This window comes from Azospirillum cavernae (genome assembly GCF_003590795.1).
GTDB lineage: Bacteria > Pseudomonadota > Alphaproteobacteria > Azospirillales > Azospirillaceae > Azospirillum > Azospirillum cavernae.
This window is the reverse complement of record NZ_QYUL01000001.1, coordinates 911146-925023: the sequence shown is the minus strand read 5'-3', so window position 1 is coordinate 925023 and position 13878 is coordinate 911146. Positions and strand designations below refer to the sequence as shown.

Annotated in this window: 13 protein-coding genes; 11 read left to right on the top strand and 2 right to left on the bottom strand. The window is 65.8% G+C overall.

What is annotated here, in order from left to right; translation table 11 throughout:
• Positions 1–7 precede the first annotated feature (7 nt).
• The 7 genes from pdhA (at position 8) to D3877_RS04320 (ending at position 7202) form a co-directional block, all read left to right on the top strand.
• Entirely contained in the window at positions 8–1018 is a 1011-nt protein-coding gene (gene pdhA / locus D3877_RS04350; RefSeq protein ID WP_199720694.1) for a pyruvate dehydrogenase (acetyl-transferring) E1 component subunit alpha, read from the top strand.
• Positions 1019–1097: 79 nt separating this feature from the next.
• Positions 1098–2477: a pyruvate dehydrogenase complex E1 component subunit beta gene (locus tag D3877_RS04345; RefSeq protein ID WP_119829504.1), complete on the top strand. Its 1380-nt coding sequence runs from the start codon at positions 1098–1100 to the stop codon at positions 2475–2477.
• 16 nt (positions 2478–2493) lie between these two features.
• Positions 2494–3804, top strand: a complete 1311-nt coding sequence (locus D3877_RS04340; RefSeq protein WP_119829503.1) for a pyruvate dehydrogenase complex dihydrolipoamide acetyltransferase — start codon at positions 2494–2496, stop codon at positions 3802–3804.
• 21 nt (positions 3805–3825) lie between these two features.
• Entirely contained in the window at positions 3826–4128 is a 303-nt protein-coding gene (locus tag D3877_RS04335; RefSeq protein ID WP_119829502.1) for a chorismate mutase, read from the top strand.
• Between the two features lie 15 nt (positions 4129–4143).
• On the top strand, positions 4144–5541 hold the full coding sequence (gene lpdA / locus D3877_RS04330) for a dihydrolipoyl dehydrogenase (protein WP_119829501.1): 1398 nt from the start codon (positions 4144–4146) through the stop codon (positions 5539–5541).
• Positions 5542–5777: 236 nt separating this feature from the next.
• Complete coding sequence (gene lipA, locus D3877_RS04325; protein WP_119829500.1) at positions 5778–6734, top strand: lipoyl synthase; 957 nt, start codon at positions 5778–5780, stop codon at positions 6732–6734.
• A gap of 21 nt (positions 6735–6755) precedes the next feature.
• Entirely contained in the window at positions 6756–7202 is a 447-nt protein-coding gene (locus D3877_RS04320; protein WP_119829499.1) for a type II toxin-antitoxin system RatA family toxin, read from the top strand.
• A 6-nt stretch (positions 7203–7208) separates the two neighbouring features.
• Here D3877_RS04320 and D3877_RS04315 read toward each other — a convergent pair whose 3' ends face one another.
• Both D3877_RS04315 and D3877_RS04310 read right to left on the bottom strand, forming a co-directional pair.
• On the bottom strand, positions 7209–7712 hold the full coding sequence (locus D3877_RS04315; protein ID WP_119829498.1) for a CinA family protein: 504 nt from the start codon (positions 7710–7712) through the stop codon (positions 7209–7211).
• A gap of 195 nt (positions 7713–7907) precedes the next feature.
• On the bottom strand, positions 7908–9083 hold the full coding sequence (locus tag D3877_RS04310; RefSeq protein WP_119829497.1) for a bifunctional 2-C-methyl-D-erythritol 4-phosphate cytidylyltransferase/2-C-methyl-D-erythritol 2,4-cyclodiphosphate synthase: 1176 nt from the start codon (positions 9081–9083) through the stop codon (positions 7908–7910).
• Between the two features lie 154 nt (positions 9084–9237).
• Between D3877_RS04310 and D3877_RS04305 the strand changes: the two genes are divergently transcribed.
• The 4 genes from D3877_RS04305 (at position 9238) to ntrC (ending at position 13800) form a co-directional block, all read left to right on the top strand.
• Entirely contained in the window at positions 9238–10065 is an 828-nt protein-coding gene (locus D3877_RS04305) for a cytochrome C assembly family protein (RefSeq protein WP_119829496.1), read from the top strand.
• Between the two features lie 119 nt (positions 10066–10184).
• Positions 10185–11171 carry a tRNA dihydrouridine synthase DusB gene (gene dusB / locus D3877_RS04300; RefSeq protein WP_119829495.1) on the top strand — a complete coding sequence of 329 codons (987 nt, stop codon included), beginning with the start codon at positions 10185–10187 and terminating at the stop codon, positions 11169–11171.
• Entirely contained in the window at positions 11171–12355 is a 1185-nt protein-coding gene (locus D3877_RS04295) for a two-component system sensor histidine kinase NtrB (protein WP_119829494.1), read from the top strand. The genes dusB and D3877_RS04295 overlap by 1 nt, the downstream gene beginning before the upstream one ends.
• Entirely contained in the window at positions 12355–13800 is a 1446-nt protein-coding gene (gene ntrC / locus D3877_RS04290) for a nitrogen regulation protein NR(I) (protein WP_119829493.1), read from the top strand. Before D3877_RS04295 ends, ntrC begins: the two co-directional genes overlap by 1 nt.
• Positions 13801–13878: the final 78 nt, after the last annotated feature.

Sequence of the window (13878 nt, the reverse complement as noted above, 5' to 3'; positions counted from 1 at the left end):
AGGAAACATGGCCGCGTCCCGACGCCGTCCCAAGGCGCAAACTGAGTCTGCGCCCGCTCAAGCCGTCTCGTCCGAAGAGCTGCTTCATTATTACCGCGAGATGCTGCTGATCCGCCGCTTTGAAGAGAAGGCGGGCCAGCTCTATGGCATGGGCCTGATCGGCGGCTTCTGCCATCTCTACATCGGCCAGGAGGCCGTCGTCGTCGGCATCCAGTCCGCGCTGAACGAAGGCGACAGCGTCATCACCAGCTACCGTGACCACGGCCACATGCTGGCCTGCGGCATGGACGCCAAGGGCGTGATGGCCGAGCTGACCGGGCGTCGTGGGGGCTACTCCCACGGCAAGGGCGGCTCGATGCACATGTTCAGCCGCGAAAAGAATTTCTACGGCGGCCACGGCATCGTCGGCGGTCAGGTTCCGTTGGGGACCGGCCTGGCCTTCGCGCACAAATACCTGAAGGATGGCGGCGTCTCGGCGGTCTATTGCGGCGACGGCGCGATCAACCAGGGTCAGGTTTACGAGAGCTTCAACATGGCGGCGCTGTGGAAGCTGCCGGTGCTCTTCGTCATTGAAAACAACAAATACGCCATGGGCACCTCGCAGGAGCGCGCCTCGGCGGGCGAACTGCACCAGCGCGGCGCGTCCTACGGCATTCCGGGCTACCAAGTGAACGGCATGGACGTTCTCGAGGTCAAGGCCGCCGCCGACCAGTGGGTGAACTACATCCGCGAAGGCAACGGCCCGGTCATTCTGGAAATGAAGACCTACCGCTACCGTGGTCACTCGATGTCCGATCCGGCCAAGTATCGGACGAAGGAAGAGGTCGAGAAGATGCGGTCGGAATCCGACCCCATCGACCAGCTCAAGGCCAAATTGCTGGCGGGCGGCCACGCCGACGAAGAGAAGCTGAAGGAAATCGACCGCGAGGTGAAAGCCATCGTGATCGAATCGGCTGAATTCGCCCAGCAAAGCCCCGAGCCGGATCCGTCGGAGCTGTGGACCGACGTCCTCCTCTAATCCTAGACGATCAACGAACAGCGGGAGCGGCGCCAGAGGGACGGGAAACCGGACTCCCCGCGCCGCCGGAGGTTGAGGAATGCCGATCGAAGTGCTCATGCCAGCCCTGTCCCCCACCATGACCGAGGGGAAGCTGGCGAAATGGCTGAAAAAAGAAGGTGATTCGGTGAAGTCCGGCGACGTCCTCGCCGAGATCGAAACCGACAAGGCGACGATGGAAGTCGAGGCGGTCGATGAAGGCCGCGTCGGCAAGATCCTGATCGCCGAAGGCACCGACAATGTGGCGGTGAACACCCCCATCGCCATCCTGTTGGAAGAGGGCGAGGACGACAGCGCGCTGAGCAAGAGCGCGGCTCCGGCCCCCGCCGCCGCTCCGGCCCCGGTCGTGGCGGAAGCCGCTCCGGTCGCCGCCGCGCCGACGGTTCCGGCGGCCCCCATCGCCGCGCCGGAGTCGGACGAGGACAAGTTCTTCGCCAAGACCACCAAGCGCACGGTTCGCGAAGCGCTGCGCGACGCGATGGCCGAGGAAATGCGCCGTGACGACAAGGTGTTCGTCATGGGCGAAGAGGTCGCCCAGTATCAGGGCGCCTACAAGGTCACGCAGGGCCTGTTGCAGGAATTTGGCGACAGCCGCGTCATCGACACGCCGATCACCGAAATCGGCTTCGCCGGTTTGGGCGTCGGCGCGTCCTTCAAGGGCCTGCGTCCGATCGTCGAGTTCATGACGTTCAACTTCGCCATGCAGGCGATTGACCACATCATCAACTCCGCCGCCAAGACGCTCTACATGTCGGGCGGCCAGATGGGCAGCCCCATCGTGTTCCGTGGCCCGAACGGCGCCGCCGCCCGCGTCGGCGCGCAGCATTCGCAGTGCTACGCCTCCTGGTACGCCCATTGTCCGGGTCTGAAGGTCATCGCCCCCTGGTCGGCGTCGGACGCCAAGGGCCTGTTGAAGGCGGCGATCCGCGATCCGAACCCGGTCGTCTTCCTGGAAAACGAGATCCTCTACGGCCAGAGCTTCGAGGTTCCCGACGACGAAGAGTTCGTGCTGCCCATCGGCAAGGCCAAGATCGAGCGTCCCGGCAAGGACGTGACCATCACCGCCTTCTCGATCATGGTCGGTCACGCGCTGGCCGCCGCCGAGATTCTGGCCAAGGAGGGCATCGACGCGGAGGTGATCAACCTGCGCACGATCCGTCCGCTCGACACCGCGACCATCGTCAACAGCGTCAAGAAGACCAACCGTCTGGTCTCGGTCGAAGAAGGCTGGCCGTTTGCCGGCATCGGCTCTGAAATGGCCGCGCTGATGATGGAGCAGGCGTTTGATTATCTCGACGCGCCGGTGATCCGCGTGGCCGGTCTGGACGTGCCGATGCCCTACGCCGCCAATCTGGAAAAATTGGCGTTGCCGCAGGTGGACGACATCGTCAAGGCCGCCAAGCGCGCCTGCTACCGTTGAGAGGAGGGCTGACACGATGACCGTTCAGATTCTGATGCCCGCCCTCTCCCCCACGATGACCGAGGGCAACCTCGCCAAGTGGCTGAAGAAGGAAGGCGACACGGTGAAGTCCGGCGACGTTCTCGCCGAGATCGAAACCGACAAGGCGACGATGGAAGTCGAAGCGGTCGAGGAAGGCCGTTTGGGCAAGATCCTGGTTCCCGCCGGAACCCAGGGCGTGGCGGTGAACACCCCCATCGCCATCCTGCTGGAAGAGGGCGAGGACGACAGCGCCTTGTCCGCCGCTCCAGCCCCGGTTGCCGTTGCGGCTCCGGTCGCTGCCCCGGTCGCCGCCGTTGCGGCTCCGGTCGCGGCGACGGCTCCCGCCGCCGCTCCGGCGACGGGAGCGCGCGTGTTCGCCAGCCCGCTGGCCCGCCGCATCGCCGAACAGGCGGGCGTTGACCTGAAGTTGGTTAAGGGCACCGGCCCGAACGGCCGGATCGTCAAGGCCGACGTGGAGGCCGCCAAGGCCGCCGGTCCGGCGAAGGCCGTTGCGACTCCGGTCGCCGCCGCCGCTCCGGTCGCGGCTCCGGCCCCGGTCGCCGCCGCTCCGGCCCCGAAGGCCGCTGGCGTGGACGCGAAGGATCTGTCCGACAAGCTCGGCATGACCTACACGGCCATCCCGAACAGCGGCATGCGCAAGGTCATCGCCCGTCGTCTGGGCGAGGCCAAGCAGACCGTCCCGCACTTCTACCTGACCGTCGACATCGAACTCGACGCTCTGTTGAAGACGCGGACGGAGCTGAACAGCCGGTCGGACGCCTACAAGCTGTCGGTCAACGATTTCGTCATCCGCGCGGTCGCGCTGGCGCTGAAGAAGGTTCCGGCGGCCAACGCCGCCTGGACCGACGAGGCGATCCTGCAATATGACCACGCCGACGTGTCGGTGGCGGTCGCCACCCCGACCGGCCTGATCACCCCGATCATCAAGAAGGCCGAGGGCAAGGGTCTGGCCCAAATCTCGTCCGAGATGAAGGATCTGGCCAAGCGCGCCCGCGACGGCAAGCTGAAGCCGGAAGAGTTCCAGGGCGGCACCTTCTCGATCTCCAACCTCGGCATGTTCGGGGTGAAGGAGTTCGCGGCGATCATCAACCCGCCCCAGGGCTGCATCCTGGCGGTGGGCGCGGGCGAACAGCGTCCGGTGGTGAAGAACGGCGCGTTGGCCGTCGCCACGGTGATGAGCTGCACCCTGTCGGTCGATCACCGCGTGGTGGACGGCGCGGTCGGCGCGGAATTCCTTGCGGCTTTCAAGAAGCTGGTCGAGGATCCGTTGTCGATGCTGCTGTAACCAGACCGAGGGAGCCGGAACTTGTCCAACAGCCTTGCCCCGCTGCGCGCCGAGATCGACGCCATCGACGACGAGATCGTCGCGTTGCTGGGAAAACGCCTGTCCGTCGTCCACCGCGTCGCCGTGGTGAAACAGGCGGAAGGCTTGCCCGCCGTCCTGCCCGACCGCGTCGAAGCGGTCAAGGCGCGGGCGGCGGAGCGCGGCAAGGCGCATGGCCTGGATCCGGCTTTCATGGCCACCCTGTACCAGACGATCATCGACGAGGCGTGCCGGGTCGAAGAGGGCATCTTTGCCGCCGGAACCCAGGACGCGCCTCGCTCCTGAATGGGGAGAACACCCTTGGCCGACATGAATTACGACGTCATCGTCATCGGCGGCGGGCCGGGCGGTTACGTGGCGGCGATCCGCGCCGCGCAGCTTGGCCTGCACACCGCCGTCATCGAGCGTGAAAACCTCGGCGGCATCTGCCTGAACTGGGGCTGCATTCCGACCAAGGCGCTGCTGCGCTCGGCCGAAGTGCTGCATCTGGCCAAACACGCCGCCGATTACGGTCTGGTCGTGCAGAACCCGACCTTCGACCTGGACAAGGTCGTCCAGCGCTCGCGCAAGGTCGCCGGTCAGCTCAACGGCGGCGTCAAGCATCTGTTGAAGAAGAACAAGGTCACGGTCATCGAGGGCGCCGCCAAGCTGGCGGGCAAGGGCCTGGTGGCGGTGACGAAGGGATCGGCTCCGGTCGGCACCTTTGGGGCCAAGCACATCATCATCGCGACGGGCGCCCGCGCCCGCACGCTGCCCGGCCTGGAAGACGACGGCAAGCTGGTCTGGACCTACCGCAAGGCGATGACGCCCGACGTCATGCCGAAGTCGCTGCTGGTCATCGGCTCGGGCGCCATCGGCATCGAGTTCGCCAGCTTCTACAACGCGCTGGGCGCCAAGGTGACGGTGGTCGAGGTGATGGACCGCATCCTCCCGGTTGAGGATGAGGAAATCTCCGGCCTCGCCCGCAAGGCGTTTGAAAAGCAGGGGATGCGCGTCATCACCGGCGGCAAGGCCGGGAACCTGCGCAAGGGCGCCGACAACGTGACGGTCGCCGTCGAGCATGGCGGCAAGATCGAAGACATCACGGTGGACCGCGTGATCGTCGCCGTCGGCATCTCACCGAACACCGAAAATCTCGGGCTGGAAACCACCAAGGTCAAGACCGACCGTGGCCACATCCTGGCCAACCAATATTGCGAGACGGACGAGCCGGGCGTGTACGCCATCGGCGACGTCACCGGCGCGCCCTGGCTCGCCCACAAGGCCAGCCACGAGGGCGTGATCGTCGCGGAACACATCGCGGGCAAGCATCCACACCCGCTGAACGTCCGCAACATCCCCGGCTGCACCTATTCCCATCCCCAGGTCGCCTCGGTCGGCCTGACGGAGAAGAAGGCCAAGGAGCTGGGGTATGAGCTGAAGGTCGGTCGCTTCCCCTTCATGGGCAACGGCAAGGCCATCGCGCTTGGCGAACCGGAGGGTCTGGTCAAGACCATCTTCGACGCCAAGACCGGCGAATTGCTCGGCGCCCACATGATCGGGGCCGAGGTCACGGAGCTGATCCAGGGTTACGGCGTCGCCAAGACCATGGAGACGACCGAGGCCGAACTGATGCACACGGTGTTCCCGCACCCGACCCTGTCGGAAATGATGCATGAGTCGGTCCTTGATGCCTATGGCCGCGCGATCCACTTCTAAACAGGCTTAGGATCGCCGTTCTTTCGTCGCGACGTCATGCCCGGCCCTTGCGCCGGGCATGACGCTGTGATGGGAATGGGCGTCTGCGGGTCTGGACAGGTCGCGTTCACCCTTGACCGGGCGCGCGATCCGGCCTATCCGCCCGAGCTGTTTCCGCCTGAAGGGCGGGTCTGACCGCTTTTTCCGTTCATTCCTTCGGGGCCGCCCTGTCGTCGGCCGTCGGGAGTCTTTCAGCCATGTCCCTCGTCGACCAGACCGAAAAGCCGCGCCACCCCGAAAAGGCCCACAAGCCCGACAACCCGATCCAGCGCAAGCCCGCCTGGATTCGCGTCAAGGCGCCGATGAGCCAGGAATACAACGAGACCCGCAGCCTGATGCGCGGCCTCAAGCTGAACACCGTCTGCGAAGAGGCGGCCTGCCCGAACATCGGCGAATGCTGGAAGCAGAAGCACGCCACCTTCATGATCTTGGGCGCGATCTGCACGCGCGGCTGCGCCTTCTGCAACGTCGAGACCGGACGCCCCGACAAGCTCGACCCGCATGAGCCGGAGAAGGTGGCGGAGGCCGTCGGTCAGTTGAAGCTGCACCACGTCGTCATCACCTCGGTGGACCGTGACGATCTGGACGATGGCGGGGCGGAGCATTTCGCCCGCACCATCCGCGCCGTGCGCGCCGCCTCGCCCAACACCACGATTGAAATCCTGACGCCCGATTTCCAGAAGAAGAAGGGCGCGTTGGAGGTGGTGGTCGCCGCCAAGCCCGACGTGTTCAACCACAATCTGGAAACCGTTCCGCGCCTGTACCCGACGATCCGTCCGGGCGCCCGCTATTTCACCTCGCTGCAATTGCTGGCGCGGGTGAAGGAGCTGGATCCGACGATCTTCACCAAATCCGGCATGATGGCCGGTCTGGGCGAGACGAAGGAGGAGGTCGGGCAGGTGATGGATGATCTGCGCGCCGCCGATGTGGACTTTTTGACGATTGGGCAGTATCTCCAGCCGACGCCCAAGCATGTGGCGGTTGACCGCTTCGTGACGCCGGAGGAATTCGACGGCTATTCGACGGTGGGCCGTGGCAAGGGCTTCCTGCTGGTGGCGTCGTCGCCCTTGACGCGCTCGTCCTACCACGCGGGCGCCGATTTCGAAAAGCTGCGGGACGCCCGGCTGCGCAAGCTGGGGATCGCGGCGGGATAAGGGACAGGACAGGGTACGGGAATGCCGACGCACGCGGAAAAGAAGATACTTCCCTACACGCCGCAGCAAATGTACGCGCTGGTCGCCGATGTGGAGAAATATCCCGAATTTCTGCCCTGGTGTTTGGCGTCCCGCATCCGCAAGCGCGAAGGCGTCGTGATGTTCGCGGACCTCATCATCGGTTTCAAGATGGTCCGCGAACGCTTCACCTCACGGGTCGAACTGAACGAGGCCGAAAGCCGCATCAACGTTCAGTACACCGACGGGCCGTTCCAGTATCTGAACAACCACTGGATTTTCCTGGAGCATGAGGGCGGCTGCTGCGTCGATTTCTACGTCGATTTCGAATTCCGCTCCAAAATGCTGCAAAAAATCATGGGCCTGCTGTTCAACGAGGCGGTGCGCCGCATGGTCCAGGCCTTCGAGACGCGGGCCGATCAGCTTTACGGCCGCCCGCCTGAGCGCTGAGACTCCTTATCGGAAGCTTCCCGTCGGCCGGGCGAGACGCAGCCGCTCCAACGCCGCCTGCACCGTCGCCAGTCGCACGGCGCTGCGGTCGCCGGGGAAGGTGTATTCCTTGGCCCGCGCGTCGCCGCCGCGCACGGCGGTGGCGATGTAGACGCGGCCAACCGGCTTTTCCGGGGTTCCGCCGTCCGGCCCGGCGATTCCCGTCACCGCCACCGTCACGTCGGCGCGCGAGCGCGCCAAGGCCCCCACCGCCATGGCCACCGCCACCTCCGGGCTGACGGCGCCATGGGCGTGCAGCAGGCTGGCGGGCACCCGCAGCATTTCCGTCTTGGCGATGTTGGTGTAGGTGACGAAGCCGCGATCCACCACCTTTGACGATCCGGCGATGTCGGTCAGCGCCCCGGCGATCAACCCGCCCGTGCAGGATTCCGCCGTCGCCAGCATGTAGCCGGACAACCCATATTCGGCGAGCGTCTGGGCGGCGAGATCGCGGATGAGATCGGGGAACATGGAAGCTCTTCTCCGGGAACGTTTTTTCAACGCAACGGCAGTCTAGAGCGGATCGCGTAAAATCGGAATCGATTTGAAGCGTGAATCCGCTCGCTAAATCAAAGCTTAGAGCGCTGTGCTGTTTCAGATTTGGCGCACGGCGCTCTAACCCGATTGTCGGCGATCCCGGAAGCCATCCCGGCGCGCCATTGACCATCACCCCGGAAGGCGGATGGTGGCGACCGCCTGGGCGGCGATTCCCTCGCCGCGCCCGGTGAAGCCCAGCCGTTCGGTGGTCGTCGCCTTTACGCTGACGCGGTTCTCGGCGATTCCCAAAATGTCGGCGATCCGGGCGGCCATCGCCGCGCGGTGCGGGCCGACTTTGGGGCGCTCGCAAATGATGGTGACGTCGGCGTGGGCGATGATCCCGCCGCGTTCGGCCACAAGGTCGGCGGCGTGGCGCAGGAATCGGGCGCTGTCGGCCCCGCGCCAACGCGGATCGCTGGGCGGAAAATGGCTGCCGATGTCCCCGGCGGCCAGCGCGCCCAAAAGAGCGTCGGTCAGCGCGTGCAGCCCGACGTCGGCGTCGGAATGGCCGTCCAGCCCCTGGTCGTGCGGCACGCGCAGGCCGCACAGCGTGACGAAATCCCCCTCGGTGAAGCGGTGAACGTCAAAGCCCGTGCCGGTGCGGATGTCGCCCAGCTCAGCCATCAGGACGCGGGCGGCGCGGGTCAGATCATCGGGGGTCGTCACCTTGAAATTGTCCTCTTTGGCGGGGATGAGGCGCACCGGCAACCCGGCCTGTTCGGCGACCGCCGCGTCGTCGGTCAGGGCCAGCCCGGCGGCGGCGCGGTGGGCGCCCAGAATGTCGGCGAAGCGGAAGCCCTGCGGGGTCTGCGCCCGCCACAGCCCGTCGCGGTCCACCGTGGCCCCGACCAGCCCTTGGGCGCCGCGTTTGAGCGTGTCGGCCACCGGAACGGCGGCGACGGCGCCAGGCGTCTCGTCCAGCGCGTCGATGACGGCGCCGATGGTCGCCGCGTCGGTCAACGGGCGGGCGGCGTCGTGGATCAGCACGCGGGCGGGCGGGGCGGCCAGCGCGGCCAGCGCCTCCAGCCCGTTGCGCACGGAATCCTGCCGGGTCGCGCCGCCCGTCACCGGCTCCGGCAGGGTCAGACCGGCGACGGCGCGGTCATACTGCGCGCGCCACGCCGGGTCGATCACCACCTGCACGCCGGTGATCCGGGGGTGGTTGAGGAAGGCGTCCAAGGTGTGGCGCAGGATCGGTTTGCCGAGCAGGTCGAGATATTGTTTGGGCCGCTCCGCCCCGAAACGCTGGCCGGAACCACCGGCGACGATGAGGGCGATGCAGGGCAGGGGCGCGCTGGCGGGCATGGGACAAACCGTAAAAGGACGTCAAGGACACTTGACGGGATCGCGGCGGAGCCTAGCCTGTCGCCGTGGTTCCGCCAAGACCCGCGACCGGCGCGCCCCCATCGGGGCGGCGCTCGGGATCGCGGCAGCGGGAAACAGGAGCGCGGTCGGCCTGATGTCGCAGAATTTTCTTTTGAGCCTCACGGCTTTGCTGGCGCTGTTGCCGGCGTCGATCTACCCCTACCGCCGCGTCGCCGGTCGGGGGGAGGATGGGCGTGGCTGGGCCTTTTGGGGGGCGTTGCTGTTGGCCGCCGCCGGGCCGGGCATGTGGGCGGCTCTTCAGGTCGCCGGGCAATGGCAGACCGGCTTTTCCACGGCGCTGTGGGTGACGGTCGCCGCCTGCATGGCGCTGTTTCTGCCGCTCAGCCGCTTTCACCGGGCGGCGTGGCGGCTGGCCCCGCTGCTGCTGCCCTATCTGCTGGTGGTCGGCGCGCTGGCGACCCTGACGGAGGACGCGCCCGCCCCGGTGTTGCGCGGAGGCGCGCCGGGTGTGTGGATCGACCTGCACATCGCCGTGTCGGTCTTCACCTACGCCCTGCTGACCTTGAGCGCCGTCGCCTCGCTCGCCGCCTTCCTGCAAGAGCGGGCGTTGAAGAGCAAGCGCCCGACTCCGCTGACCCGCTTCCTGCCGCCGGTGGCGGAGAGCGAGCGTTTGCAGGTCGCCCTGCTGGTGGCGTCGGAGGTCGTGTTGGGCGTCGGTCTCGCGAGCGGCATGGCCGTGCTGCATTTCGAACAGATGCCGTTGCGCGTCGATCACAAGACGCTGCTGTCGTTGGCGACCTTCGTGGTGGTCGGCGTCCTGCTGTTCGCCCAATACCGCACCGGCATGCGCGGGCGGACGGCGGCGCGGCTGGTGCTGATCGCCTATCTGTTGCTGACGCTGGCCTATCCGGGGGTGAAGTTCGTCTCCAACATCCTGTTGGGCCAACCGGCTTGGGCGTGACGTTTGCGGCAATCTCCGGCGCGAATCGGGCTTCGCGCTTGCACAATGGCGCGTTTGCGTGCTACGTTGCCTAATTCCTCGGCATATTTCTGTTTTGCCCAACAAGCGGGCAGGTGCGAATGACCCTTCAAATCGGCCCTCTCACGCTCGCCGGACCCGTCATCCTGGCGCCCATGTCGGGCGTGACCGACCTGCCGTTTCGGCGTCTGGTCAAACGCGCGGGCTGCGGCCTCGTCGTGTCGGAGATGGTCGCCAGCCAGGCGATGATCCGCGAGAACCGCGAAACCCTGCGCATGGTGCAGACCGAACCGGAAGAATTTCCGATGGCGGTCCAACTGGCGGGCTGCGAGCCGGAGGTGATGGCCGAGGCGGCCAAGCTGAACGAGGATCGCGGCGCGGCGCTGATCGACCTGAATTTCGGCTGTCCGGTTAAAAAAGTGGTGAACGGCAACGCCGGATCGTCCCTGATGCGCGACGAGCGGCACGCCGCCCGCATCCTGGAGGCGACGGTCAAGGCGGTGAAAATCCCCGTCACCTTGAAGATGCGCACCGGCTGGGACGAGAGCAACCGCAACGCCCCGTCGCTGGCCCGCATCGCCGAGAACGCGGGCATCAAAATGGTGACGGTCCATGGCCGCTCCCGCAACCAGTTCTACACCGGCTCCGCCGACTGGACCTTCGTCCGTCAGGTGAAAGACGCCGTGTCGATCCCGGTCATCGTCAACGGCGACATCACGACGCTGGAGGATGTGGACCGGGCGCTGGCCGAATCCGGGGCTGACGGAATCATGATTGGGCGCGGCGCCTATGGCCGCCCCTGGTTCCCCGCGCAGGCGATGCGGCATTTGCAAGACGGCGTCCGTCTGCCCGATCCATCCCTGTTGGAGCGGATGGAGACGCTGTTGGAGCATTTCGACGCCATGCTCAGCCATTACGGGATCGATGGCGGCGTCCGCGTCGCCCGCAAGCATGTGGCTTGGTATTCCACCGGCGTGCGCGGCTCCAACGAGTTCCGGCAGGAGGTCAACCGTTTGGGCGACCCCGACGCGGTGCGCCAGTGCATCCGTGATTTTTTCGTTCCGGCAATCGAAAGGATGGCCGCCTGATGGATCCTGTGCCGACTGGCGCACCGACGCGCAGCCGCAACCGGACTCGCGCCGGAAACCCGCGCGCCCCCCGCATCGACGCCTCCGTGGTGCTGAACACGCTGCCCGATCCGGTTCTGGTCGTGGACGCCGCCAACGAGATCCGCTTCGTCAATCTGGAGGCGCAGGAGTTTTTCGACCTGTCCTTCAGTTCGATGGATGGCATGCCGCTGGCGGAGCTTCTGCCCGCCGACAGCCCGGTGGTGGGGTTGATCGAGCAGGTGCGGCGGGGCAACCGCCGCGTCTCGCAAGAGGGTGTCATCATCGACACTCCGCGCATCGGCCCGCATCATGTGACGGTCCAGGTGGCCAGCATGGGCGATCCGCCCGACCATGTGCTGCTGACGGTGCATGAGCGGTCCATCGCCCGCAAAATCGACAATTCATTGACCCATCGCCACGCCGCCCGCTCCGTCACCGCCATGGCGTCGATGCTGGCGCATGAGGTGAAAAACCCGCTGTCGGGCATCCGGGGCGCGGCCCAGCTTTTGGAGGAGAACGCGGACGAGCAGGACCGCGTGCTGACCCGGCTGATCTGCGACGAGGCGGACCGCATCGTCGCCCTGGTCAACCGGATGGAGGTGTTTTCCGACGAGCGCCCGTTGGAGCGGGCCGACGTCAACATCCACACGGTGCTGGAGCATGTCCGCAACGTCGCCCAGAGCGGCTTTGCCCGAAAAATACGCTTTGTTGAGCGGTATGACCCATCTTTGCCCGCTGTTTACGGAAATCGCGACCAACTTGTGCAGGTTTTCCTGAATCTGATTAAAAATGCGGCAGAAGCTGCCCCAGAATCAGGCGGCGAGATCACGCTCAGCACATCCTATCAGCAGGGGGTGCGCATGGCGCTTCCCGGCGGCGACACCCGGCTGCATCTGCCGTTGCTGGTTTCCGTCCAGGATAATGGCGACGGCATTCCCGAAGACTTGCGGTCCAACCTGTTCGATCCGTTCGTGACCAGCAAAGTGAACGGAACTGGCCTTGGTCTTGCATTGGTGGCGAAACTCATCGGCGATCACGGCGGAACCATCGAGTTCGACAGCCAGCCGCGCCGTACCGTCTTCAAGGTGTCGTTGCCCATGTATGATGATTCGCAGATTTCCCACAATGTCTCGCTGGTCCGGGGCGGTCGAGGGGGTCGTTGATGACTGCGGCGACCATCCTGATCGCGGACGACGATCGCGCCATCCGCACCGTTCTGACGCAAGCCCTGGGCCGTCTGGGGCACGAGGTGCGCACCACCGGCAACGCCGCCACCCTGTGGCGCTGGGTGGCGGACGGGCAGGGCGATCTGGTCATCACCGACGTGGTGATGCCCGATGAAAACGGCCTGGATCTGATTCCACGCATCAAGAAACTGCGGCCCGAGCTGCGCGTCATCGTGATGAGCGCGCAGAACACGCTGATAACCGCCCTGAAGGCGGCGGAGCGTGGGGCGTTCGAGTATCTGCCCAAGCCCTTTGACCTGAAGGAGCTGGTGTCGGTCGTCGAGCGGGCGTTGAATTCCAACACCCACGCCGCGCCGATGGTGAACGATCCGAACGATGGCGAAGAACAATTGCCGTTGATTGGCCGTTCCCCGGCCATGCAGGAAATCTACCGGGTGCTCGCCCGGCTGATGGGCACCGACCTGACGGTGATGATCACCGGCGAGTCCGGCACCGGCAAGGAGCTGGTGGCCCGCGCGCTCCATGATTACGGCAAACGGCGGAACGGGGCCTTCGTCGCCATCAACATGGCGGCGATCCCGCGCGAGCTGATCGAATCCGAACTGTTCGGGCATGAGAAGGGGGCCTTCACCGGGGCGACCAACCGCTCGACCGGGCGCTTCGAGCAGGCCCAGGGCGGCACCCTGTTTCTCGACGAAATCGGCGACATGCCGCTGGAGGCGCAAACCCGCCTGCTGCGCGTGTTGCAGGAGGGCGAATACACCACGGTCGGCGGGCGCACCCCGATCAAGACCGACGTCCGCATCATCGCGGCGACCCACCGCGATCTGCGCACGCTGATCCGCCAGGGCTTGTTCCGCGAGGATCTGTTCTACCGCCTGTGCGTCGTGCCGATCCGTCTGCCGCCCTTGCGCGAGCGGACGGAGGACATCCCGCTGCTGGTCCGCCATTTCCTCAACATCGGCATCAGCCAGGGTTTGCCCGCCAAGAGCATCGACCAAGGGGCGATGGACCGGCTGAAGCGTTACCGCTGGCCCGGCAACGTCCGCGAGCTGGAAAATCTGGTCCGCCGTCTGGCCGCGCTCTATTCCCAAGAGGTCATCAGCCTGGACGTGGTGGAGGCCGAGTTGGCCGACGCCACCCCCGCCGCCCAGCCAGTCGAGGAAACCCAGAGCGAGGGGCTTTCGGCGGCGGTCGAACGCCATCTGAAGGATTACTTCGCCGCGCACAAGGACGGCATCCCTTCCAACGGCCTCTATGACCGGGTGTTGCGCGAGATCGAGCGGCCTTTGATTTCGCTCAGCCTGTCGGCGACGCGCGGCAACCAGATCAAGGCGGCGCAGATGCTGGGGCTGAACCGCAACACCCTGCGCAAGAAGATCCGCGACCTCGACATCCAGGTGATGCGTGGCATCAAGTAAGGACGACTTCACACCGCGCATCTTGTGACTTTTTTGCGACAGGCTTTGGCGCTGACGTCACCGCCGCCGGGGATGGAA